Origin of the sequence: Sorangium sp. So ce394, assembly GCF_051474665.1 — a bacterium.
GTDB classification, from domain to species: Bacteria; Myxococcota_A; Polyangia; order Polyangiales; family Polyangiaceae; genus Sorangium; species Sorangium cellulosum_D.
The window spans coordinates 2,105,649-2,131,067 of record NZ_CP150339.1 but is presented as its reverse complement, the minus strand read 5'-3'; the positions used below and the strand labels follow the sequence as shown (position 1 = coordinate 2,131,067).

General features: G+C 72.4%; 19 protein-coding genes. 11 read left to right on the top strand and 8 right to left on the bottom strand.

Annotation, left to right across the window (positions count from 1 at the left end):
• Positions 1–68 precede the first annotated feature (68 nt).
• Positions 69–1,811 (top strand): 2,3-epoxybenzoyl-CoA dihydrolase, encoded by a 1,743-nt coding sequence (gene boxC / locus WMF33_RS07800; RefSeq protein ID WP_437336546.1) that lies wholly within the window; start codon positions 69–71, stop codon positions 1,809–1,811.
• The gene (boxB, locus tag WMF33_RS07795) at positions 1,808–3,247 is read left to right on the top strand and encodes a benzoyl-CoA 2,3-epoxidase subunit BoxB (protein WP_437336545.1); all 1,440 of its coding nucleotides are present in this window, start codon (positions 1,808–1,810) and stop codon (positions 3,245–3,247) included. Before boxC ends, boxB begins: the two co-directional genes overlap by 4 nt.
• A gap of 60 nt (positions 3,248–3,307) precedes the next feature.
• Here the strand turns inward: boxB and WMF33_RS07790 are convergent, their stop codons facing one another.
• Entirely contained in the window at positions 3,308–3,757 is a 450-nt protein-coding gene (locus tag WMF33_RS07790) for a hypothetical protein (protein ID WP_437336544.1), read from the bottom strand.
• A 79-nt stretch (positions 3,758–3,836) separates the two neighbouring features.
• Here WMF33_RS07790 and WMF33_RS07785 point away from each other — a divergent pair, with 79 nt between their 5' ends.
• Both WMF33_RS07785 and WMF33_RS07780 read left to right on the top strand, forming a co-directional pair.
• Positions 3,837–4,913 carry an AAA family ATPase gene (locus WMF33_RS07785; protein ID WP_437336543.1) on the top strand — a complete coding sequence of 359 codons (1,077 nt, stop codon included), beginning with the start codon at positions 3,837–3,839 and terminating at the stop codon, positions 4,911–4,913.
• Complete coding sequence (locus WMF33_RS07780) at positions 4,913–5,545, top strand: hypothetical protein (RefSeq protein WP_061623349.1); 633 nt, start codon at positions 4,913–4,915, stop codon at positions 5,543–5,545. Before WMF33_RS07785 ends, WMF33_RS07780 begins: the two co-directional genes overlap by 1 nt.
• A gap of 85 nt (positions 5,546–5,630) precedes the next feature.
• Here WMF33_RS07780 and WMF33_RS07775 read toward each other — a convergent pair whose 3' ends face one another.
• A complete protein-coding gene (locus WMF33_RS07775; RefSeq protein ID WP_437336542.1) occupies positions 5,631–8,273 on the bottom strand; it encodes a HEAT repeat domain-containing protein in 2,643 nt (880 codons plus the stop codon).
• A gap of 141 nt (positions 8,274–8,414) precedes the next feature.
• Positions 8,415–9,518, bottom strand: a complete 1,104-nt coding sequence (locus WMF33_RS07770) for a hypothetical protein (protein WP_437336541.1) — start codon at positions 9,516–9,518, stop codon at positions 8,415–8,417.
• A 295-nt stretch (positions 9,519–9,813) separates the two neighbouring features.
• Between WMF33_RS07770 and WMF33_RS07765 the strand changes: the two genes are divergently transcribed.
• Together WMF33_RS07765 and WMF33_RS07760 are read left to right on the top strand one after the other, a co-directional pair.
• Positions 9,814–10,728 carry a hypothetical protein gene (locus tag WMF33_RS07765; RefSeq protein WP_437336540.1) on the top strand — a complete coding sequence of 305 codons (915 nt, stop codon included), beginning with the start codon at positions 9,814–9,816 and terminating at the stop codon, positions 10,726–10,728.
• A 180-nt stretch (positions 10,729–10,908) separates the two neighbouring features.
• A complete protein-coding gene (locus tag WMF33_RS07760) occupies positions 10,909–11,817 on the top strand; it encodes a hypothetical protein (RefSeq protein ID WP_437336539.1) in 909 nt (302 codons plus the stop codon).
• A 34-nt stretch (positions 11,818–11,851) separates the two neighbouring features.
• Here WMF33_RS07760 and purS read toward each other — a convergent pair whose 3' ends face one another.
• Both purS and WMF33_RS07750 read right to left on the bottom strand, forming a co-directional pair.
• A complete protein-coding gene (gene purS / locus WMF33_RS07755) occupies positions 11,852–12,100 on the bottom strand; it encodes a phosphoribosylformylglycinamidine synthase subunit PurS (RefSeq protein ID WP_437336538.1) in 249 nt (82 codons plus the stop codon).
• A 62-nt stretch (positions 12,101–12,162) separates the two neighbouring features.
• On the bottom strand, positions 12,163–13,125 hold the full coding sequence (locus WMF33_RS07750; RefSeq protein WP_437336537.1) for a phosphoribosylaminoimidazolesuccinocarboxamide synthase: 963 nt from the start codon (positions 13,123–13,125) through the stop codon (positions 12,163–12,165).
• A 130-nt stretch (positions 13,126–13,255) separates the two neighbouring features.
• Here WMF33_RS07750 and mdh point away from each other — a divergent pair, with 130 nt between their 5' ends.
• A complete protein-coding gene (gene mdh, locus WMF33_RS07745) occupies positions 13,256–14,197 on the top strand; it encodes a malate dehydrogenase (RefSeq protein WP_437336536.1) in 942 nt (313 codons plus the stop codon).
• A 182-nt stretch (positions 14,198–14,379) separates the two neighbouring features.
• On the opposite strand, the gene WMF33_RS07740 is transcribed toward mdh, so the two are convergent.
• Positions 14,380–15,312 carry a hypothetical protein gene (locus tag WMF33_RS07740; protein ID WP_437336535.1) on the bottom strand — a complete coding sequence of 311 codons (933 nt, stop codon included), beginning with the start codon at positions 15,310–15,312 and terminating at the stop codon, positions 14,380–14,382.
• Positions 15,313–15,815: 503 nt separating this feature from the next.
• Between WMF33_RS07740 and WMF33_RS07735 the strand changes: the two genes are divergently transcribed.
• The gene (locus tag WMF33_RS07735) at positions 15,816–16,292 is read left to right on the top strand and encodes a GNAT family N-acetyltransferase (protein WP_437336534.1); all 477 of its coding nucleotides are present in this window, start codon (positions 15,816–15,818) and stop codon (positions 16,290–16,292) included.
• Between the two features lie 242 nt (positions 16,293–16,534).
• Here the strand turns inward: WMF33_RS07735 and WMF33_RS07730 are convergent, their stop codons facing one another.
• On the bottom strand, positions 16,535–17,005 hold the full coding sequence (locus tag WMF33_RS07730) for an NUDIX hydrolase (RefSeq protein ID WP_437336533.1): 471 nt from the start codon (positions 17,003–17,005) through the stop codon (positions 16,535–16,537).
• Between the two features lie 404 nt (positions 17,006–17,409).
• Between WMF33_RS07730 and WMF33_RS07725 the strand changes: the two genes are divergently transcribed.
• The 3 genes from WMF33_RS07725 (at position 17,410) to WMF33_RS07715 (ending at position 23,643) form a co-directional block, all read left to right on the top strand.
• A complete protein-coding gene (locus tag WMF33_RS07725) occupies positions 17,410–20,709 on the top strand; it encodes a S8 family serine peptidase (RefSeq protein ID WP_437336532.1) in 3,300 nt (1,099 codons plus the stop codon).
• A gap of 755 nt (positions 20,710–21,464) precedes the next feature.
• Positions 21,465–22,424 carry a hypothetical protein gene (locus WMF33_RS07720; RefSeq protein WP_437336531.1) on the top strand — a complete coding sequence of 320 codons (960 nt, stop codon included), beginning with the start codon at positions 21,465–21,467 and terminating at the stop codon, positions 22,422–22,424.
• Positions 22,425–22,710: 286 nt separating this feature from the next.
• Positions 22,711–23,643, top strand: coding sequence for a hypothetical protein (locus WMF33_RS07715; RefSeq protein ID WP_437336530.1), 933 nt, complete (start codon positions 22,711–22,713; stop codon positions 23,641–23,643).
• Between the two features lie 200 nt (positions 23,644–23,843).
• Here WMF33_RS07715 and WMF33_RS07710 read toward each other — a convergent pair whose 3' ends face one another.
• On the bottom strand, positions 23,844–25,325 hold the full coding sequence (locus WMF33_RS07710; protein ID WP_437336529.1) for a hypothetical protein: 1,482 nt from the start codon (positions 25,323–25,325) through the stop codon (positions 23,844–23,846).
• Between the last annotated feature and the right edge of the window lie 94 nt (positions 25,326–25,419).

Sequence of the window (25,419 nt, the reverse complement as noted above, 5' to 3'; positions counted from 1 at the left end):
CATGATAAGCGGGTCATCAAGAACTATACTGCTTGACGGAAGCCCGTCGCGGTGGTGGGCTCGTCGGTATGGAAGCGACCACCTCTTCTCCTTCCGCGGCGCCGTCGCCGCAGCCCCGAGCCCGGGAAGAGGGCTCGTCCGCCGACGGCTCGCCCGTCCGCTTCGAGGCGGCGCCGGGCCGGTACCGGCACTGGAAGCTCTCGTTCGAGGGGGCGATCGCGCGCGTCGCTATGGACGTCGACGAGGACGCGCCGATGCGGCCCGGCTACCAGCTGAAGCTGAACAGCTACGATCTCGCGGTCGACATCGAGCTCGCGGACGTCGTGCAGCGGCTGCGCTTCGAGCACCCCGAGGTGAAGGCGGTGGTCGTGACCAGCGCGCAGCCGCGGATCTTCTGCGCGGGCGCGAACATCTACATGCTCGGGTCGTCGTCGCACGCGTTCAAGGTCAACTTCTGCAAGTTCACGAACGAGACGCGGCTCGCGCTGGAGGAGGCGTGCTCCGAGAGCGGGCAGCATTACCTCGCGGCGCTGAACGGCGTCGCGTCGGGCGGCGGCTACGAGCTCGCCCTCGCGTGCGAGGAGATCTTCCTCTGCGACGACGGGAGCAGCGCCGTCTCGTTCCCGGAGACGCCGCTGCTCGCCGTGCTCCCGGGCACGGGGGGGCTCACGCGGCTCGTGGACAAGCGCAAGGTGCGGCGCGATCTCGCGGACGTGTTCTCGACGCTGGCCGAGGGGGTGCGCGGCAAGCGCGCGCAGGAGTGGGGGCTCGTCGATCGCGCGATCCCGAGGAGCCGCTTCGATCAGGCGGTGGCCCAGCGCGCCGCGGAGCTCGCGGCGGCGACGCCGGACCGGCCCGGGCCCGGGGTGACGCTCGCGCCGCTCGAGCCGCGGCGTGTCGACGACGGCGACGTGTCGACCTGCGACTACCGCCACGTCTCGCTGAAGGTCGATCGCGCCGCGCGGACGGCGGAGATCCGCGTGCTCGGGCCGGACGGCGAGGGGCCGTCGGACGCCGCCGGGATGCGCCGGGCGGGCGCGGATCTGTGGGCGCTCCGCGCGTTCCGCGAGCTCGACGACGCGCTCCTCGACCTCCGCTTCAACCACCCCACGGTGGGCCTCGTCCTCCTCCGGACGGCCGGCTCGCCGGACGCGGTGCGGGCCGCGGACGAGGCGCTGTGGGCCGCCCGGGACGACTGGTTCGTCAAGGAGGTCCTGCTCCACATGCGGCGCGTGCTCAAGCGGCTCGACCTCACGGCCCGCAGCGTGTTCGCGCTGGTCGAGCCGGGCTCGTGCTTCGCGGGGAGCCTGTTCGAGCTCGCCCTCGCGGCGGACCGGTCCTACATGCTGGACGGGGGAGACGACGACGCGTCGCGCGCGTCTCCCGCGACGGTCGCGCTGGGCTCGCTCAACTTCGGTCCGCTCGCGATGTCGAACGGGCTGACGCGGCTCGCGTCGCGCTTCCTGGGCGCGCCGGAGCGCGTGGCCGCGCTGAAGGAGCGGACGGGCCTCCTGTCCGCCGAGGAGGCGCTGGAGGAGGGCCTCTGCACCTTCGCGCCGGACGCGATGGACTGGGACGACGAGGTGCGGCTCGCGATCGAGGAGCGCGTGAGCCTGTCGCCCGACGCGCTCACCGGGATGGAGGCGAGCCTGCGCTTCTGCGGGCCGGAGACGATGGAGACGAAGATCTTCTCCCGGCTGTCGGCCTGGCAGAACTGGATCTTCCAGCGCCCGAACGCGGTGGGCCAGCGGGGCGCGCTGACCATGTACGGGCGCCCGGAGCGCCCCGAATTCGACTGGAGGCGGACGTGAGCGCGGTCATCAACTCGGAGCGGATCCCGAACAACGTCGACCTCGCGTCGGACAAGAAGCTCCAGCGCGCCCTCGAGGCGTGGCAGCCGAAGTTCCTCGACTGGTGGCGGGAGACGGGGCCCGAGGGCTTCCAGGCGGACGACATCTACCTGCGCACGGCGATCAGCGTCGACCACGAGGGGTGGGCGCACTTCGACTACGTGAAGATGCCCGAGTACCGCTGGGGCATCTTCCTCGCGGATCGGGTGCCGGACCGGAAGATCGGCTTCGGCGATCACCTGGGCGAGCCGGCGTGGCAGGAGGTGCCCGGGGAGCTCCGGAACATGCTGCGCCGCCTGGTGGTGACGCAGGGGGACACGGAGCCGGCGAGCGTGGAGCAGCAGCGGCTGCTCGGCCAGAGCTGCCCGAGCGTCTACGACCTGCGGAACCTGTTCCAGGTGAACGTCGAGGAGGGGCGGCACCTCTGGGCGATGGTGTACCTCCTGCACAGCCACTTCGGCCGCGACGGGCGGGAAGAGGCGGAGGCGCTCCTGGAGCGGCGGAGCGGCGACCCGGACAAGCCGCGGATCCTGGGCGCCTTCAACGAGCCGTGCACGAACTGGCTCTCGTTCTTCATGTTCACCTACTTCACGGATCGCGACGGCAAGTACCAGCTGCTCGCGCTCGCGGAGAGCGGCTTCGATCCGCTGTCGCGCACGACGCGGTTCATGTTGACCGAGGAGGCGCACCACATGTTCGTCGGCGAGACGGGCCTGCTCCGCGTCGTCCAGCGGACGTGCGAGCTGATGAAGCGCAACAAGAACGAGGACGCGCGCGCCGAGGGCGGCGTCGATCTGCCGACGATGCAGAAGTACCTGAACCTCTGGTACTCGCTGTCGCTCGATCTGTTCGGCGGGGAGATCTCCTCGAACGCCGCGTCCTTCTTCGCCTCGAGCGTGAAGGGCCGCGCGAAGGAGGAGTCGTACGAGGATCACCGGGCCATCGACGGCGTGTACCGGCTCGACGTGCCCGTGGCGGCGGCGGGCGGCGCGGTGGCCGGGTGGCGGCGCGAGGAGGTGCCGCTCCGCAACGCGATGAACGAGGTGCTGCGCGACGAGTACGTGAGCGACTCGCAGCGCGGCATCGACAAGATGAACCGGGTGATCGAGGAGGCGGGCGTGCCGTTCAGGCTGAGGCTGCCGAGCCGGCGGTTCCACCGGAGCTCCGGGATCTACGCGGGGCTCCACTTCGACGTCGACGGCAACCCGCTCTCGAAGGAGGCGTGGGAGCGCCAGCGCGACGCGTGGCTGCCGACCGCGAGCGACGAGGCGTACGTGAAGAGCCTGATGGAGAAGCCGGTGTTCGATCCGAAGCAGATGGCAAACTGGATCGCGGCGCCGGCGAAGGGGCTCAAGGGCAAGCCCGTCGACTTCGAGTACGTGCGGCGCAGCGGCTAGGGCGACCTGCCCGGCCCTCAAGGAGGGCCTACGATCTGCGCGGGAGCGGGGACGATGTCATCAGGGCGCCGCGCCCGCGTCCGGGGGCGGCGCGCCCGAGTCGGCGGGCGGCGGCGGCGCCTTCCTCGGCGGATCGCCGTGCTCGGCGGCGAGCTTCTTCACGAGGGCGTCGAGGAGCACCTGCTCGTGGTACTGCGGCATCGCGGGGAGCTGCACGGCGACGTGCACGCCGGCGCGGCCGTTCACGACCTCGATCGCGCCCTGCGTCGCCCTGCCGCCGCTCTCCGGGCTCCTGTACTCGAAGAGCAAGTAGCCGCTCGCGACGTCCTTCTCGACGATCTTGAAGTCGAGATCGACGCGCACGAGGCGCAGCGCCGTGCCGAAGGTCTGCTCGAATGTGTAGGGCGACGCGTAGGCGACGCTGGCGCTGGCGTGCCGCGCGCCGAGGCCGCCGGCCAGGGGCACGGCCAGCGCGACGAGGAGGACCGCGATCGACGGGAGGCGGCGCATGACCGCGGCGTAGAGGGGCCGGCGACGACGGGCCAAGTTTCTTGCCGGCGCGCGCGCGGGTATGCTGGCGTCGACGTCGATGGACCGACCCTACGTCGAGCAGCTCCGTATCCAGGGCTACGGCTGCGTCCAGGATACGACCCTGGAGCTCACGCCGCTGCACGCGCTCATCGGGCCGAACGACAGCGGCAAGAGCACCGTGCTGCGAGCGCTCCGGACCCTCTCGTCCGTGCTCGAGCGGGCGCTCGGGGCGCCGGCGCCGGACCCGCTCGGGCGCGGCGCCCCGGCGAGCAGGGCGCTCGGCGGCGCCGTGTTCGAGGTGTCGGCGGCGACCACGACGTGGCGCGTGGAGCTCGACGCCGCAGGGCGGGTCCGCTCGACGTCGTTCCCCAGGGACCTGGAGCCCCCCTCGCTGCTCGACGACGCGGACGAGGACGACGACGTGAGCGGCGGTCCGAGCCCCGAGCGCCCCGCCCCGGACATCGTCCAGGCCCTGCGCGGCACGCAGATGCTCCGCTTCGACCCGGACGCGCTGCGGGCCCCGCACCCGCTGATCCCCGACGGGCATCCGCTCTGCTTCGCCGACGAGCGCGGCACCGGCCTGCCGGCCCTCTACGACGCCGTCATCAGCCGCGACCTGTCGGCCTACATCGAGCTGAACGCGGAGCTCACCCGCCTCTTTCCCAGCGTGCGCAGCATCCATCTCGCCAACCCGAGCTCCACCACGAAGGCCATCGGGGTGAAGCTCGAGGGCGGCGCCGTCGTGCCGGCGGCGCTGATGAGCGAGGGGATGCTCTACTACCTCGCGTTCGCGGCGCTGCCGCACCTCGATCCGACGCCCCTGCTCCTCGTCGAGGAGCCCGAGCACGGGCTCCACCCCGCGCGCATCGCCGACGTGATGCGCGCGCTGCGGCTCGTCTCCGAGAAGACCCAGGTCCTCCTCGCGACGCACAGCCCGCTCGTCGTGAACGAGCTCCAGCCCGAGGAGGTCACGGTCATCACCCGCGCCGGCGAGCAGGGGATGAGGGCCACGCGCATCCTGCACACGCCGGGCTTCGAGGACCGGGCGCGGGTGTACGCGCTCGGCGAGCTCTGGCTCAGCTACGCCAACGGCGCGGACGAGGCGCCGCTCCTCGGAGGAGGCGCGCGGCCGTGATGAAGCCGCTCGAGAGGACCCGGGTCTTCCTCGTCGGCGAGGGCGAGAACGAGCTCGGCAGCCGCGCCGGAGCCCCGGCCTACCAGTCGGACAAGCACCCCGGCGTGCTCTTCACGCTGCTCTCGCGCGTCCAGCCGAACGGGTGGGTCGTCGGCGGCGCCCGCGAGTGGAAGAGCATCCGGAAGTACCAGGCGCGCGGCGCGGCCCACGAGGACACGCACCACGTGCTCGGCGCGGCCCTCGACGCGAAGGAGGCCGGGTGCGACGTCCTCGCGTTCTCCCGCGACATCGACCGCGATCCGGCGCGGCGCGAGGCGATCGCCGAGGGCATCCGCCGCGTCTCGTCGAGCCTGTCGTCGCCGCCCGAGGTGATCGGCGGCGTGGCCGCGCCGGCGCTCGAGGGCTGGATCCTCGCGCTCCTCGGCGAGAAGGCGACCGAGGAGCTGTCGCCGCTCCGGGCGCAGGCGATGCTCGCGGCGAAAGGGATGATGCCGGACGACGGCGCCGCCATGGTGCGCGTCGCGGAGGACGCCGACCTCGACGCGGTGCCCCCGGACGCCACGTCGCTCGCGGAGTGGCTCGCGCGCGCCCGCGCGGTGCTGCCGCGGCGGGCCGGCCGCGGCGCGCGATGAGGTGAGCTCCGCGCGGGCGGGCGCTCGACGCCCGATCACCCGCGTCGTGGGTCGCGCCGTCGGCCGTGCGCCCGGCCTGATGGCCTCACCGGCGGCACTGCGGCGCCGCGGCGAGCGCGGCCCTCGCCGTCTCGCGCAGGCCGTGGGGCGTGTCCTTGTCGAGCAGCGGCTTGAGGCGCGCGGGCAGATCGGCCGGGTGCACCGCCCCGAGCGCCGCGAGGGCCGCCGAGCCGAGCCGCTGATCGCGCTCGCCGATCGGCGCCTTCGCCCGCAGCGCGATCCGCGTCCACAGGTCGACCGAGCTCGCGTCGCACATCGCCCCGAGCGCGAGGATCGCGCGCGCGCGCACCTCGACGTCCTCCTCCTTGTCCTCCGCCCGATCGCGCACGGCCTCGATGTGCGCGGTGGCCCGGTGCGCGCCGAGGCCGTCGAGCGCGTGCCGGCGCACCTCGGGCGACGGGTCGGCGAGCGCCCCGACGAGCGCCCGGTCGCCCGCCGGCGTCGCCGGCATCGCGCCGATCGCGAGCGCGGCGCCGCCGCGGATGAACGTCCACGGGTCGGAGGCGAGCCGCGCCGCGAGCGCCTCGGCCGCGCCGGCCGGCAGCTTCGCGCCGGCGGAGGCCGCGCGCGAGAGCGCCACGATCGCCGCCTCGCGCACGCGCACGTCCGCATCGGAGGCCGCCGCGAGCAGGTCCGGCGCGAGGGCCGGCACCTCCGCCGCGACCTCGGCGGCGCGCAGGCGCACGTGCGGGTCCGCGTCCTTCCGGAGCGACGCGCGGAGGTACGCCTCCGCCGGCGCCTCGCCGGCGCGGGCGAGCGCCGCGGCCGGCGCCTGGAGCAGGTAGCGCCGCTCGAAGGGCGCGGGCGCCGCGGAGGCGAGCGCCTGGAACGCCGCGCCGCCGCCCTTCACGCGCCCGAGCGCCGGCCCGAGCGCGCGCAGCAGATCGAGCTGCGCGCCCTCCGGGCGGGCGCGGAGCCGATCGAGCTGCACCTCCTCCTCGACCACGGGCGCGGCCCGCTCGCTCCGCGCCGCCAGCGCGAGCGCGGCCCGGAGATCCCGCCGCGTCGCGCCGCGCGCCCCGGCGAGGGCGTCGAGCAGCGCCGGGATGGCCTCGGCCGGCGCCACGAGCGCGAGCTCGCGGGCCGCCGCCACCTTGGCCGTGGCGGCGCCCCCCTTCACGATCTCCGCGAGCGCCGGCGCGGCCGCGCGCCCGCAGCGGCGGATGCGATCGCGCGCGTGGTGGAGCTCCGGATCGGGCTCGGGCGCCTCTGCGCGAGGGGCGCGCCCTGGCGCGGCAGACGTGGACCGCGCGGCGGCCGCGCCGGACGCGGCCGCCGCCGCGCCGGACGCGAGCCGCGCGGTGAAGAACGGGATCTGCACCGCGCACGGCGCCGTGTCGATCACGCCGCGAGCGAGCTGCTTGCCCGCCGCGTCGAGCTTGTCGTAACCGGCGATCGCCGCGTCGACGGCCTCCGGCCCGCTGCGCGCGAGCAGCGCCGCCGCCGCCCTGGATCGCTCGCCGCCGCCCGCGAGCGCGGCCACGAGCGCCCCCGAGCCCTGCCCGTCGAACGCGGTGCGCGCCGTGATCTCGGCGATCGTGACGCGCACCTCCGGCGCGGATGGCGCGCCGCGGTCGCCCGCGCCCCGCGGCGCGTACGCCTCGTCGAGGACGACGGCGAGGCACGAGGCCCTGATCTCCTCGGGGAGCTTCACCTCGTAGCCGGCGGGCTCCTTGAGCCACGCGTCCTCGGGCAGGCTCACCTGGAAGAGCCGATCGGGCGTCGCCACGAAGAGCGTGCGCGGCGCGGCGCCGCCGTCGACGCCGTCCTGCGGCTTGATGCGCAGGCCGAGGCCCGTGATCCCGACCTCGTCGGCCGACGAGAACGACACGAACTCGCCCCGGCCCGCGCCCGCCTTCCCCTCGGACCACGCGGTCTTCGGGTCGCCGTCGGCGATCTCCGCGAAGCGCTTGCCGACCGCGCTCGAGGCCGCGGTCGGGCGCAGCAGCCGGAAGGCGGGCGCCGCCGCGTCGGCCTCGCGGCGCTCCGCGACAAGCTTGCCCGCGGCGCGGCGCTCCTCCGCCGGGAGGTTCTGGAAGCTCGCCCCCTTGAGCAGCGTCATCGTCCGGGGATCGACCTCGCTCGCGCCGACCAGCGCCGGCCGCCCGCAGATCGTCACATCCTCGCGCAGCTGCCCGACGAGCACGCGGCTGCCGCTGCCGAGCGGCTCCACGACCACCGCGTCGCTCCGCCCCTCGCCGTGCTCCCCGGTCGCGACGCCGGTCCAGCCGCTCCAGAGCACGATCGGCTCCGTCCCCTTCCCGGCGAGCGGCGCGGCGACCAGCATCGCCCAGCTGCCGCCCGCGGCGCCCGGCGCGCTCGCGGGAGCCGGCTTTCCCGCGGCCGGCGCCTCGATCTTCGCGAGGTGCTTGCCGTCGGCCAGCGCGATCGGCACGACGCGCGCGCCGCCGAGCAGCGGCGCGACCTCGGGCGGCACGGCGAGGACCTTGCCGCCGTCGGGCGCGCAAGCGGCTTTCGCGGGACAGGCGCGGGCGGTGATGCCGCCGGGATCGACGCGGACGGCGAGCGCTTGCTGGCCCGCCGCGTGCGGGAGCACCACGGGCGCGACCTGCGCCGCGGCGTTGCCGAGGAGGGTCGAAGAGGCTGCGATCACCCCGACGGCGACGCCGACGCGAGGCCGCCGGGAACGAAACGGCGAACGGCTCATGCGCGCCATCCTAGTCGCCTCGGGCGGCCGAGCTCTCGAGAGTTGAGCGCCTTAAGCGGGGCGCCGCAGCGACCCTGACCGCGCTGCGGCGCGTCGTCCGGTCGGGCCCCCCGCGCTCCGCCGCGGGCCCGCGCGCCCTCGCTACTTCGGCGTCTCGGAGGCGGGGATCCAGAAGCCGCCCTCGTCGGGCGGCGTCATCCCGAGCGCCTTCGGGAGCACGTTCGTCCAGCCCGCGACCGTCTCGAGCAGGTAGATCTCCGCGCCGGCCTCGATCTCGCCGACCGGCTTCTCCTTCTCGTCGCGCCGCGCGCGCACCGGGATCGACCGCGTCGCCTTCACGATCGGCGGCGCCTTGTCGAGCGCGAGCTGCGCGCCGGCCACCGCGGTCGTCGGCGGGATGTACTGGTCCATCATCTCGCCCTTCTTCAGCGCCTCCAGGTCCTTGAGGCGCCCCCAGGCGTCGATCGTGAGGTCGCCCCGCGACATCAGGTGGACGAACCCGTTCTTGGCCTCGGTGCTCCAGAAGAGCTGGGCCGTCCCCTCCAGCATCTTCAGCGTGAAGATCACGTCGCCGTTCGGGCGATCGAACAGCTCGATCGTCGACGTCTTCATCAGGTAGCCGCGGGCGCTGCCGGGGACCTCCATCTTGGCGGGGACGCCGCGCTGCAGCGAGAAGGCGTCGCACGAGGCCGAGGCCCTCGCCGTCTGCCCCTCGGACCCGGAGATCGAGAGCTCCGCGCGCAGCGAGTCGCCCGTGGCCGCGACGAGCTTCACCTTCTGCGCGCTCGAGATCCAGATGTGCCCCTGGATGACCGGGATGTCGCGCGTCGTGTAGACCGCGACGTCCGAGGGCGCGACATAGCCGTCGATCCGCAGCGCCGGCCCGCTGTCCGACGTGCTCAGCCGCGCCCGGCCCGAAGGCGGGTCCGCCGGGATCGCGCTCAGCGTCATCGGGACCAGCGCCCCGGTGAAGTTCGCGATCGTCCGGCCGCCGCTCGGCGCGTCGTAGAGCCGGGCGCCCTTGCCCACCGGCGCCGTCCCCTTCAGCTTGCAGGCGGGCCCCGTCACCACCGGCGCGGCCGCCCCCGCCGCCTGCACCGCCGCGCCCGTCGCCTGCGCGGCCGACACCGCCACCTGAGCGGGCTCTGCCCTCGCCTCGGAGACGGCCGGCGCGCCCGGGAGCCCGGCGCCGCAGAGCATCCCCCCAAGAGCCAGAAGACCAAGTCCCAGAACGTCGCTTCTCATCCACTTCCTCCGACGTACACGGGCAGCCCCGCTCGCGGCGATCCCGGGCGCGGTCCCCTCCTGTCGCGTCTGCCTGAGCCGCCAGCCTCCGCGGCGGCGCACTGCGGGAACGCCCGGGAGCGCCGAGCCATCCCTGCCGTTGGTCGGATCATCCTAGCGGATCATTCAGGGCCCGCCCGAGAAAGGTCCTCCGCCGCAGCGCTTACGCCATTTCGGGTGTATGGAGCAAGGCGCCCGACGCGGCTCGCGCCGGGCAGCCCGGCGGGGCGGTGCCCGCCTCCCCGGAAGCGACGCCATGCACGGATTCGACCTCGCCTTCGCCTCCCCCCGCAAGCTCCCCCGCGCCCGCGATCTGCGCGGCAACGTCGCCGTGCTCGACATCGCCTTCGCCTCCGAGGCGGGGGGCAAGAGCTTCGAGACCGTCACGCTCCCCCTCATCCAGGAGCTCGGGCCGCGGCTCGCCGCCTGGGTCGACCACCACGACAGCGCCCACCACGCGCGCTTCGCGGGAGACCCACGCTTCGTCCTGTCGACAAAGGCCGAGCACGGCGCCTGCCCCGAGATGATCACCCCCGAGGTCGTCGCCCGCGCCGGGCGCGTCGACACCCTCGTCTGCCACGTCGACTTCGACGGCCTCGCCAGCGGCGCCAAGTGGATGCGCGGCGGCGTCGAGCCCTACCCCGGCTGCGACGACGACGCCCGCGCCATCGACACCCGCATCGGCGTCCCGGGGCCCGTGGCCACCCGCATGGACCGCGCCCTCCGCGCCCGCCCCCGCGACCAGGCCCTCTTCGGCCTCATCGTCCGGCACCTCGCGTCCGGCCTCTCCGACCCGTCGCTCTGGACCCCCATCGACGCGGCCGGCGCCGAGCTCGCCGTCATGGAAGCCGAGACCCGCCGGATCGCGCTCCGCTACGAGCGCGTCGAGCCGGGCCTGGTCCTCGTCGACGCCTCCCAGCGAGGCGGGCCCTACGACAAGACCCTGCTCCTCCTCATCGGGCAGGAGCGCGCGCCCATCTCCGTCGTCGTCGACAACGACAGCGTCACCTTCGCCGCCCGCTTCGACAGCGGGGTGAACTTCCTCGAGACCTTCAAGATCTCCGGAGGGATGCCGACCCGCATCTCCCTCCAGCGCTCCAAGCTCAAGGACGCGCTCGTGGCGCTCGGGGTCAAGCCCGCCGACGCCGGCCGGCTCGCCGCGGCCGCCTGACCTTTCTCCGCCCCTCCCCTTCCCCCTCCCCCCCGACTCAACGGCCTCGCCGACATCGTTGACGCTGTGGGCCCCGGCTGCTAGGGGGCGTTTCAGATCTGCAATTTGCAATTCTGCAATGACCGCGTGACCTGAGGCATCACGCCTGCGCCGAGCACGAGGGGTATGGCAGCGAGAAACTTGTCTTCGACGTCGAGCAGCGGTGTCGACGAGCTCCTGTTCCGGAACGACGCTGTTTCGCTCTGTCTCCTGGTCAACCGACGGCACCGGACGCTCCGCATCATCGACTTCCGGGCGGGGCCGACGCCGTCGAAGCGGAACTTCGTCCTATCGGCCGCCAAGCGCGAGGGGGTCGAGAAGATCTTCACCCTGGTCGAGCGCGACGAGGTGCCGACCTGGACCCGCCTCGGGTTCGTCCGGGAAGGCTCGATCCCCGGATTCTACAAGCGCAGCGACGCGTGGATCCTCGGGGCGGTCGTGTCGCAGATGTCCTCGCAGCTCCGCGAGGAGAGCGACGACGAGGAGGGCGCCGAGGGCGAGGACACGGCGGGGTCGCCCGCGGTCCTGCTCGCGGAGCGCACCATCGCCCGCGCGAGGCGGCTGCTCCGGGAGGGCGAGGGGCGGCCGATGCCCGCGATCAAGATCGCGCCGGCGAGCGCCGCCGAGCTGCGTCGCGCGGTCGCGGCGGCGCAGCGGGCCGGGCGGGCGCTCACGGGCTTCGAGCCGTTCGGGCGCGACGCCGTGCGGACGGGCTACGCGCTGTCCGCGCGGGGCGGCTTCACCCTCCACGCGGCGTGGGAGATGCAGTCATGCTTCGGGAACTCGTTCCTCGAGCTCCTCACCTCGCCGCGCCACGAGTCGGAGCGGCTCGCCACGACGGCGGCCATCGGCGCCCTGTGCGAGCGCCTCGTCGAGGAGAAGGCCGTGAGCACGTTCACCTTCGCCCCCGCCGACGACCAGGAGCTGTGCGCCGCCCTGCTCGCGAACGGCTTCCGCCGCTCGGCCGTGCTGGCGCGCCACCTCGTCGTCGGCCGCGCCCGCAAGGACGCGATCCTCTGGGCGAAGAAGCTCGTCGCGCCCGAGGCGTGAGCGCCGCCCGCGGCCGCGCCGCGCGGCGGCGGGGCTACGGCGCGAGCGTGACCTCGTAGTCCTCGATGACGGTGTTCGCCAGCATCTCGTCCGCCATCTTCTTCAGCCGCGCCTCGAGATCGGGCGCGCTGCCGAGCGAGGGGTCGAGCTCGATCTCGATGATCTTGCCCACGCGCACGCCCTTCACGCCCGGGAACCCGAGCGAGGCGAGGGCGCGCTTCACGGCGTCGCCCTGGGGATCGAGGACCTCTTTCTTCAGTCGGACGGTGACGACGGCTTTCACTGGCTTTGCTCCAAGCGCTCTCTGCGCGACGCTAGCACGGGCACGGGCGAGGCCGCGCCCACCTACACTCCCAGGTTGCGCGGGATGCGCACGGCCGGGTCCTCGAGGTCGGGGACGAACGCCGCGCCGGTGATCCGCTCGAACGCCTCGATGTAGCGGCGCGACGCCTCGATCCGGACCTCGTCGGGGATCGGCGGGATCGGCCCGTCGCCCTGGAAGCCGCGCGCGGCGAGCCAGCGGCGCACGTACTCCTTGTCGAACGACTCCGGGTCCTGGCCGGCCGCGAAGCGCTCGTCGTAGGACGAGGCGAACCAGAAGCGGGACGAGTCGGGGGTGTGGATCTCGTCGATGACGACGATGTTCCCGCTCCGGTCCTTGCCGAACTCGTACTTGGTGTCGACGAGGATGAGCCCCTGGTCCGCGCAGAAGCGGGCGCCGTGCTCGAAGAGCGCGAGCGCCATCTCGGCGGCGGCGTCGAAGTCGCGCGGCGCGATCGTCCCGAGGGCGAGGATCTCCTCGCGCGAGGCGGAGAGGTCGTGCCCGCCCTTCGGCGCCTTGGTGCTCGGCGTCAGGATGGGCCGCGGCAGGCGCTCGTTCTTGCGGAGGCCGTCGGGGAGCCGGTGGCCGCAGAAGACGCGCTCGCCGCGCGCGTAGTGCGTCCAGATGCTGGTCGAGGTCACGCCCGTCACGTAGGCGCGCACCACCATCTCGACCGGCAGCGGCGTGCACTCGATCGCCTCGAGGACGTTCGGGTCGGGCTGGGAGATCATGTGGTTCGGCGCGACGCCCCGCGTGCGCTCGAACCAGAACGAGGAGAGCCGGTTCAGCACCTGCCCCTTCAGGGGCAGCGTGCCGAGCACGCGGTCGAAGGCGCTGATGCGGTCGGTGACGACGAGCAGGCGCCGGCCGTCCGGCGTCGTGTAGCAGTCCCGCACCTTGCCCTCGTAGCGGGCGAAGGGGCCCTCGAGCGAGGTGCGCTCGAGCACCCGGCCGAGCGCGGTGCGCAGATCGTCCTCGGTGACCATGGGGCGCGGCTTACCCGGCCTCGCGGGCCGAGTCGACAGGTTTCCGAAGACCCCGGCCGAGTTCCTCCCCCCGCGCCCCGGCCGGGACCCCCGTTGGTCTCCGGCCGGGGGGGTGGTAAAGGGGCCGCCCATGGCAAACCGAAAGAAGATCGCCCTCATCGGCGCCGGGAACATCGGCGGGGAGCTCGCGGCCCTCATCGCGCGCAAGGAGCTCGGGGACGTCGTGCTCTTCGACATCCCCCAGAAGACCGACTTCGCGAAAGGCAAGGCGCTCGACCTCGAGCAGAACGGCGCCGTGCTCGGCTACGACGCGTCCATCAAGGGGACCTCGGACTGGGCCGACTGCGCCGGCGCCGACGTCCTCATCATCACGGCCGGCATCCCGCGCAAGCCGGGCCAGAGCCGCGACGACCTCGTCGCGACGAACCTGCCGATCATCCGCAGCGTGGCGGACGGCGCGAAGCAGCACTGCCCGAACGCGCTGGTGATCGTCATCTCGAACCCGATCGACGCGATGGTCTACGAGTTCAAGCGCCGCACGGGCTTCCCGCGCGAGCGCGTGCTCGGCATGGCGGGCGTGCTCGACAGCGCGCGCTTCCAGCTGTTCCTGGCGCACGAGGCGAACGTGTCGGTGAAGGACGTGCGCGCGATGGTCCTCGGCGGCCACGGCGACGACATGGTGCCCATCCCGTCGGCGTGCACGATCAACGGCGTGCGCGCCACCGAGCTCATCAGCAAGGAGAAGCTCGACGCGCTCATCGCGAGGACCCGCAAGGGCGGCGGCGAGATCGTGCAGCTGATGGGGACGAGCGCTTACTACGCGCCCGCGTCGAGCGCCGTCGTGATGGCCGAGAGCTACCTGCTCGACCAGAAGCGGCTGCTCCCGGCCGCGGCGTACCTCGACGGCGAGTACGGCTACAAGGACATCTACATGGGCGTCCCGGTCGTCATCGGCGGCAAGGGCGTCGAGAAGATCGTCGAGCTGCCGCTGACCGCGGAAGAGAAAGAGATGCTCGCGAAGAGCGCGAAGAGCGTCCAGGGCATCACCGACGTGGTGAAGGCCGCGAGCTGACGCCGGGTCCACGGGCGATCACGGGCTCACGAACGAGGAGAAACCGCGGAGAGCGCAGAAGATACGAAGGACATCGATGAGAGAAAAGCTCTCATCTCTCCCTCTGTGTCCTCTGCGCCTCCGTGGCTCCTCTCTTCTCCTCGCTCCGCAGATCTTCTCCTCACATCCGAGATCTCCGCAGCTCACTCCGCGGCGGGAGCCATCGAGAGCTCCGCGCGCCCGCGCGAGACGTCGCCGACGACGTCGGGCGCCGGGAGCTCCGCCGCCGCGCCGCAGCCGCGCTCGGCGATGTCGCTGATGCGCTGGCAGATCAGGTTCATCATCTGCCAACCCTCGATCAGCGCGCCCCGGAGCGGGGCGATGTCCAGGCCGGGGAGGCTCTTCAGGAGCTCGTACCCGAGCCTGAAGTGCTCCGCGTCCACCTCGGCGTGCGTGGCGAAATAGTCCGAGTCGGGGAAGATCTGCTGGGCGGCGCTGAGGAGGATGTCGGCGCAGCGCTCGATGACGAAGTGGATGAGGACGGTCCGCTCCTCGGTGGACGCCGAGCCCATCCGCTCGATGAACCAGGACGACGCCGCGGCGATGCCCCGATCCCAGGACGGCGAGGACGACGGGCCGTGCATCCGGGCGAGCCGCCGGTTGTGACCGACCTCCTCGGCCAGATGACGCTCGGCGATCGTGATCGCGGCGGGGTGCGACTCGAACACGACCCTGGCACACAGGACCTTCTGGAAGGCGTTCGACCAGATCTGGAGCGCGCCGAGCATCCGTCGCTTCACGTCGTCGCCGAGCGCGCGCTCCGATCGGATGAGCTGCATCAGGGGGCTGCCGGCGAACTCCCGCGCGTGGGCCTCGTTCTCCTCGACGAGGCGATCCAGAGGAGACTCCGATCGATCCGGGGGAGCGCCGCCCGGGGCGGCCGTCGCGCACAGGCACGGCGTGTCCCAGCCGGCGTCCTCTCCCTCGAAGTGGATGGATATCGCGGAGAGCCCGTCCGGCGCCGCGCCCATGAGCCCCTGCAGCCCGCCGGGAGGCACCAGCACGACGTCTCCCGCCTGGACCCTCCGGACCGAGCCTCCGATGACCTCGCCCGAACCGTCGGTGATGACGATCATTCCTTTGCCGGGGAGCTGACGAGGCCTGATCGGCTGACCCGGGGCGAGGCGCACCCATCTCAGGGAGAGGCGGCACGCCTCGGGCAGGAAAGCCGAGAGCTCCTCGTGTTTCCGGATATCCCTGAACAGCCCGAGCAGGGTGCGCTCATCCGCCTTGAGAGACTCTATCGCGGGGATGCTGGCTGTGTTGACTACGCGCATCGACACTGTCCTCCGGATGACTTCGTGATGCGGTGACTCTGCACGGCTTGATCGCTCGTGTCCAGACGACACACGGCCACGAAGCGAATCCCATAGACATAGAGAAGAGAGAGAGCCTGTAGTTCGATTCAACGCCACTTTCTCTCCTGCTCGCGTGCTCGCGCGCCGTGGCCGGTCCGCGAGGATGGTTTTACGCGGCGCGTCGCCGAGCTCCTCGCGGCGAGCGCGTCGCGCGGGCGCCGGGAGCGGGCGGGCGCTGCACGGCGCCCAGCGCCGGCGCGGGATGGGGCAGAATGCCGGGCATGAGTCAGCCGCAGCTCGCACCGACCATCCGCCGCGCCACCGAGGCAGACCTGCCGGCGGTCGTCCAGCTCTTCTCGATCCAGGACGAGGGCATCCTGAAGACGGATCACCCCGGTCCACCGCTCGATCCGCGCTACCGCGAGGCGCTCGCGGCCATCGCGGAGGATCCGAACAACGCGCTGCTCGTCGCCGAGGTCGAGGGGCGCGTCGCCGGCGCATTCCAGCTGACCATCATCCAGCACGTGGCGTACCTCGGGGGACGGGTGGCGCAGGTCGAGAACGTGATCGTGGATCCGAGCCTGCGCAGCCGCGGGATCGGCGAGGCGATGATGCGATGGGCCATCGACGAGGCGCGGCGGCGGGGGTGCTTCCGCGTGCAGCTCACGTCGACCAAGGTGCGGCGGCGGGCGCACCGGTTCTACGAGCGGATCGGCTTCGTGGCGAGCCACGAGGGGATGAAGCTGAAGCTCACGTGAGCTCGTCGGTCGAGCTGGCGGCGGATCAGCCCGGAGCTCAAGGAGCGCATGCAGGGCAAGTCGTGCTTCGACTTCACGACGAGAGAGCCCGCGCTCCTCGACGAGCTCGAGGCGCTCACCGGGCGCTGCTTCGAGCAGTGGATCGGGCGCAGGCGCGCCGCCCCGAGGAGCCGCCCCCGCGAGCAACGCGGGCGCTGCGGCAACAGGGGCGCCGGCTCAGCGGCCTGCCGACGCGCGCCCGCTCACCGCCCGCTCACGAGGAGAGGCTCCCCCTCGGCCCCGAGCAGCGACAAAGGGAACACCTGCGCCCCGGCCAGCACGTCGGCGCAGTACGACTCCGCGTCGGGGCCGCGCAGCGGCAAGGCCCGGAGCTCCTTCAGCGTGACCCACCGCGCCTCGAGCGAGTGCTCGTCCGGCTGGCTCTTCGGCGGCGTGCCGTCCGCAGGGCGCGCGAGGAAGATGACCCGGAAGCGCGACTCGTAGCGGCTCGGGCTGTGCTCGACGCGCAGGATGCCCTCCAGCTCCACCGGGACGCCCGTCTCCTCCAGCGCCTCGCGCCGCGCCGCCTCGGCGAACGTCTCCCCGGGCTCGACGCGGCCCGCCGGCAGATACCAGAGCTGGCCGTGCTTGCGCTCGTGCACCAGCAAGAAGCGCTGCTGGAGCCTCACCAGCACGACGGCGAAGCACCAGGTCGGAATGGGCGTGCGGGACATGATCGCTCCGGCCGACAGCTTATCCGGAAAGGCCGCTCGAAATAAGATGCACGCGCCGCGGCGCAGGGCGGCGCGGCCACGGGCCGCTGCCCCGCGGAGGCGCTCGCCCTCGACGCGGATTCCGCGCGAGGCGAGGTTCTCGGCGCCGCCGTCGCGCTGAAGACGGCGGCGGCCGTGAAATCGAGGCACGAGCGGGCGGCACCGCGTTTGCTCCTACCGCCTGTGACGGAGCGATCGGCGCACGGCTCGACGCCGTGCGCGGAGCGCCGCGTCGGACAACGCATCGCGGGAACCGCCGTGTCGACGCGGCGCCGGCCCGCGTCGCCGCCCGTCGCCCTCGCGGACGCCCCAGCGCCTCTCTGCGCTCTCCGCGAATGCCGAGCTCACCGGAGGAGGAGGAATCCATGCTCAAGCGCCCGTGTTTCAGGTGGATGTCGCTGGCGTGCGGGGCCGTCGCGGCCTGCAGCTCCGGAGGCGGCGAGCGCCGCGGCGACGCGCCGAGCCCGCCGAGCGAGGCGACGTTCTCCCAGGTCGAGCGGCCGCCGAGGCTCGCGCTGCGCCTCGACCGCGTCGTGTACGATGCGGGCGACGCGCTGTCGGCGACGCTCGACCCGGGGGGCGTCGACCTCGGCCCCGGGCCGCTGACGATCGCCCTCGCGGCGCCGGAGACGGGCGACGTGGAGCTCCTCGAGCTCGTCGCCTCGCGCGCCGGCTTCGCCTCGACGGCCCCCCTGCGCGTCCAGGCCGACGGGGGCGGCGCGCTCAACGACGGCGTGCTCAGCGCGTGGCCCGGAAAGCTGTTCTATGCGCAGTACTTCGTCGACAAGACGCGGGCGCCGCAGGGCGCGCTCGAGGAGGACGTGGTCTTCGACTTCGCCTTGCTCGCGGACCCCGCGGCGGCAGCGCCGACCGTCGACGCCGGCGTCGCGATGAGCGACGACGAGGGCCGCGCAGGCGCGAAGCCGAACGGCACCCTGCTCCCCAGGGGAGGGCTGCCCGTGCAGATCGCGACGCGGGAGCTCATCCTCTACCCGGCCGACGGCGACGAGCTCGAGGCGTTCCTGAGGGACACGGGCGGGAGCGTCAAGGCGACGCTCGAGAGCGACGAGGAGGGGGGCCGCGACGCGGTGCTCGTCGAGGTCGACCCGAGCCGCGAGCGGGCCTCGGACGCGGCCGCGCTGCGGGCGCTGCTCGGGGAGGACGATCCGCTGTACGCCAGCGACGCGGGCGCGCTGCAGATCGCCTCGCTCGCCATGAAGCTGCAGCTCGACGGCTACCAGGTGGGGGTGAACCCGCGCTTGCAGCTGCAGGGAGCGCCCGTCATCTCGGCGACGGAGGAGGGGCACCTCACGCACTCGATGAAGATGACCCCGGCGCGAGGCAGCCCGCTGCCCTGCGTGCCGGGGGACGCGAGCCGGCCTTGCGTGGAGAACGTGCCGGCGGTGTGGGCGTTCAACGCGCTGTGGGAGATTGACGAGGAGCGGATCAACGTCGCCGTCCTCGATACGGGGTTCGCGCCGACCGACGATCTCCGCTGGCCGGACCGCGGCGATGTCGTCGCGTGCGACATGACCGCGGGTTGGTTCGGCGGCGTCCGCTGCGGGCCCGGAGCCGCGTGGGGGCCGCCGACCGTCGGCAACAGCTTCTTCGGCAAGCGATCGTGGCACGGGACCGGCGTGGTCGCGACGATCGGAGCGAAGGTGAACAACGGCGTCGGCGCGGCGGGCGTGGCGGGCCAGGTCGCCGTCCCGATGCTCTACAAGTACGACGCGGCCGCGTACGCGTTCGAGATCGGGCGCGGCGTCAGGCTCGCCGTGTCCCAGGGGGCCTCGGTCGTGAACATCAGCGGCGGGTACCCGTGCCGGATCCTCACGAACCTCGGCCCCGACGTCGACATCTGCGCGCCGGAAGGCCGCCTCGGGATCTGCGGCGTCGTCCTGGCGGGAGCGCACGCCGCCGCCGCGGCCACGTGCGCGGCGGCCAGCGCGATCCCGATCGTCGGCGCGATCGCGTGCGCCGCCGCGGTGGGCTCGGCCGCCGTCGCCACCGCGGCCTGCGTCGCGACGCTCTCGTTCGGCGACCTGAAGGGCCCGATCAGCGCCGGCGTCCGCAGCGCGGCCGCCGCGGGCGTCCCCGTGGTGACGATCGCCGGCAACGCGCTGTCGCGCCGGTCGCTCCCCGCGGTGGTGCGCGACCTCGTCGACCTGAGCGACCCGAGGACGGAGCGCTGGGGCATCGTCCCGGCCATGATCCCCGAGGCGATCGTGGCGGGCGCCGTCGGCGCGGGGCTCGACAACGCGGAGTTCTACGGAGACCGCGTCGACATCTGGGCCCCCATCCGCACGGCGTACCTCGCGCCCGAGTGCGTCGACGACATCGACGCTCCGCGGGTGCGCCGCGAGCTCGGCGGCACGAGCGCCGCCGCCCCGTTCATCGCCGGCGTCATCGCCAACATGCAGGCGGCGAACCGCCGCCTGAACCCGCGATCCGAGGGCCTGAGCGCGGCGGAGCGCTCCCGGATCGTCGCGCGCATCAAGGAGATCTTGCTGTCGCCGGACAACACGTTCAGCAACGCCGAGCTCGCGGCGCTCGGCTACGCCGACCAGCCCGATCGGCGCCGCAAGCTGGTGAACCCGCTCGCCGCGGTCATGGCCGCGGCCGACGTGCCGGACGTGGCCGCCCTGGGGTTCTCCGATGCGTCGCTGAACTTCAGCGAGCTCCTCGCGCGGAACGACACCGCCGAGACCGCGACGCCGCTGCCCTTCGGGCGATCGGTCAGCGGGACCATCCTGACGTTGCCGACCGACCGACCGATGACCGCGGCCCCCGACGTCGACTTCTACCGGCTGCAGCTGCCGGCCTCCCCGGCCGCGCCGCAGGAGGTCACGGTGACGCTGGAGATGCCCGACGCGACCGCGTACGGTCATGTGACGATCGTCCAGGGCCGGCTGCTGGCGGTCAGCGCTTCGTCGACGCAGCGCACGTACCGCGTCGTCGCCGAGGCGGGAGAGCGCATCGAGTTCGCCGTGGGGGCGGCGATGGGCGAAGACAACGTCTACAAGGTCACCGCCTCCGCGCCGGTCCCGGCGCGGCCGGTCGGGCGCATCACCCAGCCGGCGAGCGCGGTGGAGGTCTGCGCGAACGAGGAGATGACCTTGATGGCCGAGGTCCTGTTTCCGGGGTTCGGCTCGGTGGTCGTGCCGGACGCGCGGATCCGGTGGCGCGCGAACGGCGCGAGCCACGGGACGGGCAGATCGCTCACGACGTCGTTCGCGGAGGGGACCTCTCGCGTGGAGCTCCTCGCTTACGACGACCCGGCGCCGCTCGACAGCGTGCTCATCTCCGCGAGGACCTGCACGGACGAGCCGCCCGCCGCGAGCATCGTGGCGCCCGCCGGAGACCTGGAGCTCGAGCCGTGGGACGGCTACGACAGCGAGCGCTCCAGGTGGTTCAAGGACGTGACGCTGGTCGGCTCGGCGATGGACATCGAGGACGGCCCCCTAAGCGGCGAGAGCCTGGTCTGGACCACGGACCGGACGAACGATCAGCCGGCGGAGCTCGGGAGGGGGAGCAGCGTGGTCGCGCGGCTGTACTCGGGGGAATGCTTCGGCGACACGCACAGGATCACGCTCCAGGCGATCGACTCCGGAGGAAACCGATCCGCGCCGGCGACGCGCACCGTGACGATCTGGCAGGTGTGCTGATAACCGCAGCAACACGGTCGCCGGCCCACGGAGCGCGCGATCAGCGTCATCCACCGTGGACGGGCGAATCTCGAGGTCGTGGATTTCGGCGGCCCCGAGGTCACGTGAGCGGAGCGCGAGGTGGCGCGGCAGAACCTCACCGCGATGCACATCGACGGAGGCCTTCAGGACGTCGGCTTCCCCTTCGCCGCCTCCGGCGCTCACCCAGCGCCGGACAGTCGTCGATCGCAAGCTGCACAGCATAGCACGTGCGTCGCGCCCGCGCTCGACGGGTTCGTGCGCGCGGAGGCGCGCGTCGTCTCGTGTCTCGTGATCGCCTCGCACCTCGCTCTTCTAGCGCTCCTTCTCCATTCCGGCAGGAGCGCACCTCGTCGGCGGTACCCGATCGCATCGCGGCGCTATGCGGCGCTACGCGGCGCGATGAAAGAGCCCCCGCGCGCCCTTTCGAGGTGAAACGGGTAGTCTCGCAAATCTTCGTATGATATTTGCCATGATGGAGATACTTCTTTGGCACACGTGGGAAGCGAGTTGTCCGCAGCCGATGGCGGGATGCTCCGCATATCGGCATCTCATGTAGGAGACTCTCGCCCAGCATCGCCGAGCTGCTTCGATTCGGCGGGGTTGGCCTGGAAAGGTGCCGTCACACGCTGTCTCGGTTCTTTGCCGCGGCAGCTCGCGTCGCGGCCGCGGCGCTTCACGGTGCGGTGCGCGTCGCCAACGTCGTGACTTGTTGATGCATCTCGGAGAGCGGTGTCATGACCCTGAACAGCATGCTGGCTTTTGCGCGGTGGTCCGGCGGGTGCGCCATCGCGGTGCTCGGGCTTGGGTGTGCCCAGCTCTTCGGCTTCGACAAGAGCTACGGGCTCGGGCTCGATGGCGGAGGCGCGGGCGCGGGAGGTGAAGACAGAGGGGCGGGAGGCGACGGCGGCGGGGGCGCGGGAGGCGAAGGCGCGGGCGCCGGAGGCGAGGGCGCGGGCGCCGGAGGCGAGGGCGCGGGAACCGGAGGCGGAGGCGCGGGGACCGGAGGCGGAGGCGGCGGCGCGGGCGGTGACGGCGGCGGCGGCGGCGCGGGAGCTGGTTGCGTAGAAGAGCCGCCGACGGGCGAACCCATGGACCTGTCGCTGATCGACGATATGGAGGACGGCGACGGCACCATCATCTCCATCGACGATGCCGAGAACCCCCGGCGAGGGGCCTGGTTCGTGGGAAGCGATGGACTCGGCACGCAAGAGCCCGGAAGGAACGAGACGTTCTTCATGACGTCCATCGAACCACCGCGCGGCAGCAGCCTGTCCGCCGCGTATTCCGAGGCGGACGACAAGTTCACCGACTGGGGAGCCCTCTTCGGCTTTCGTCTGAACAGCAATGAGACGGAGACAAATCCGGGCGTCTACGACGCCTCCGAGTTCCGTGGCATCACCTTCTTCGCCCGTGCTGACAGCGGCTCCTCGACGAAGGTGCTCGTGGACGTCGTCGATGTGCAGACCTGGAACAAAGGCGGCGTCTGCACCAAGTGCGACGACCATTTCACCAAGATAGTCACGGTGACGCCTTGCTGGACTCGGTACAAGGTAGCCTTCTCCGAGCTCAAGCAGTCAGGGTGGGGCCAGGTGTTCGCGGCGGTGGATCTGACGAAGGTCTGGGGCATCCAGTTTCGCTTCGGAGCGCGCAGCCCATACAAACTCTGGATCGACGACGTGGCGTTCTACAGATAGGAGCGGAGCGGAACGGCCCGGGGTTCGGCCTCGTTCATCGTCACGGCCAGCGGCGATCGCGCTTCAGGTGCTCGCGCAGCGCGCCTAGAGCGGCCTCGTCCATCGCGCCGACCGACGCCGCGCGCTCCGGGGAGAGCGTCGCGCGCCTCCCGCGCCAGCGCAGACATTACGGTCTGCCTCTTCCCGTCGTGCGCAAATCCGCACCTCATCGTTGACATATTTGGGCCATCCCGTCGTGATTTCCCCTGGCTTAGGCCACCGACGCAGACTAGATGTCTCGTGCGTCATGACCGAGCCCGAAACACCTCCGCGGGAGAGGGTCACCGCCTGGCATCCGATGCTGGTCGCCCTGCTCGAGTTCTACTTGCCCAGCGGCTGGCGGTTGTATCCCGAGTTCCTCCTGAACCGCATGCCCCTCCGGGTGGACATCGTTGTCCTGCGCCTGGCCGTTCAACCTGCTGGAGACGCGCGCAAGCTCCACAGCATCTTCGGTCACCTGCGGCAGCACACGCTCATCGAGCACAAAGGTCCCACCGACGATCTGGAGCCCGAGGACGTGCTGGCCTTGCTCGCCTACGGTGCCCTGTACATGCGGCACAACAAGCTGCTCGACCCGGACGAGCTGTGCCTCATGGCCATCGCCGACCGCATCCCCGCGGGTTTCGTCAGGCAGGTCGAGCGCCTCCGCGGGAGCTTCGCGCCGGTGGGCGGGGGTCTCTGGCGGGGCGAGCTCAACGGCCTCTTGCTCCACGGCGTCGAGACACGCGAGGCCTGCCGGCAAAGCCCCACGGAGCATCTGCTCTACATGTTTTCCCGGGCGTACCTGAAGGGAGCGGGGCAGATCCTGCCGCTGGATCCGGAGGAAGCTCGGGTGTACAATACGCTGTACCAGCAAGTCGAACAGTTCCGGAGGCAGCGGGGCACCATGGCCGTGAAGGACTACGAGCTGGCTCGCCAGAGCTACGAAGAGGTGCTGGAGCAGATGCTCGCGCAGCTGCCGCCAGAGAAGCTCCTGGCGAAGCTGACGCCCGAGCAGCGCCTCGAGGGGCTCACGCCCGAGCAGCGCTTCGAGGGGCTCACGCCCGAGCAGCGCTTCGAGGGGCTCACGCCCGAGCAGCGCTTCGAGGGGCTCACGCCCGAGGAGATCCTGCGCGCGATTCCGCCCGAGGTGCGGGAGTTGATCGCGAAGAAGCTGAGCCGCGGAGAGCCGCAGGAGTAGGCGCCTGCACCGCTCACAAAGCGCGACGCTCGCTTCCAGAGCATGCGCACGACCCGGACATGCGCGCGACCTGCGGCGCGTGAGCCGCCGCAGGCATCCATCGCAGCTACCTGCAAAAACTGCTGGCGGGAAGCTGAAGGAGCCTGACTGAGGCGTCGCGGGGGCGCAGCGCCCATCCGCTCGGTTTCCCGGAGCCCGCTTTACGGCCGCACTGGCCACGCCACGGGCGTCGGCACGAGCCGCGGCTCGTTGGTCCCGTCGCCCAGCTCGCCGTTCCGGTTGTCTCCCCAGCAGAGCATCTCGCCCGTGCGCCTGAGCGCGCAGCTGTGGTCCGCCCCGAGCGCCAGCTCGATCACGTCGGTCAGCTCGAGCGGCTGCGGGGTGAAGGCGGGGTCCTGCGTCCCGTTGCCAAGCTGCCCCTTCGTGTTGTCGCCCCACAGCAGCACTTTCCCGTCGGCCAGCACCGCGCCGGAGTGCCTCGCGCCGAGCGAGAGCCGGCTCACGTCCACGAGATCCGGGATCTCGCGCGGCGCCGCCTCGATGTTCACGGTGCCTGTCCCGAGGCGGAACTGCGCGCCCTCGCCCCAGCAGGAGGCCACGCCGGTCGCCGGCGCGGCGCACGTGTGCAAGGCGCCCGCGGTCGTGATCGCGACGCTGGTGAGGCCCCTGATGGTGCGCGGGACGCTCGACGGCTGGAAGTCGCCGGAGCCGAGCTGACCGCTCTCGTTGTGGCCCCAGCAGCTCATCCGGCGCTCGCCCATCCGCTCGATCATGCCCGCGCAGGTGTGCGAGAGGCCGGCGCTCACCGAGGCCACGTCGTCGAGGACCACGGTGGGCTCGAACTGATCGGCCTCGTCCCCGTACCCGAGCTGACCGGAGCTGCCCTCGCCCCAGCACCAGAGACCGTGCGACGTCGTGACCGCGCAGGTGTGGCTCCCGCCGACGGCGACCTGGGTCGCGCCCGCGAGCTCCTTCGCGCGCACGGGGGAGAGGGCGCTCTTCGCCTCGCCGTCGCCGAGCTGCCCGCTGTTGCCGGCGCCCCAGCACGCCACGGCGCCGTCGGTCAGCACCGCGCAGGTGTGCGAGCGCGCCGACGAGATGCTCGTCGCGACCGTGGCGGCTGCGCCGCCGAGGCCGACGACCTGCCTCGGGCTCGGCCGATCCTGCTGCTGCGTGCCGTCGCCGAGGTTGCCCCAGGTGTTCCTGCCCCAGCACCAGACCGAGCCGTCGCTGAGCACCGCGCAGGTGTAATCCGTGCCGGCCGAGATGTGCTTCGGCACGACGCAGGCGCCCCGCACGCACTGGCCGCTGCACGGCTTCTCGCAGCTGCCGCAATGCGCGAGGCTCGTGAGGAGATCCTCCTCGCAGCCGCTCTCGGGGTCCTTGTCGCAGTCGCCGCGGTCCTCCTCGCACGCCGGCGGCTGGCAGACGCCGTCATGGCAGCTCGGCGTACCGCCGACGGCCGAACAGACGACATCGCACGCGCCGCAGTGCTCCGCGTCCGTCCTCGTGTCGACGCACGTGTCGCCGCACACCTCGCCCCCGCCCGGGCACCCGCCGCCGCTGCCGCCGCTCCCGCCGCTCCCGACACTGGACGTGGATGTTTGTCCCCCTGTCGCCGATCCAGGGCCGCCGTACGCGTCCCATTCTGCGCCGATGATCTGCGCACATCCGGCGGCCACAGAAGCCGCAAAGCCTACCAGAGTCACCGTCGCACGCGAAGCCACCAAGCTTCTGTGGGCCATGGAACACAAGCCTCCAGCACGAGCATTTCGT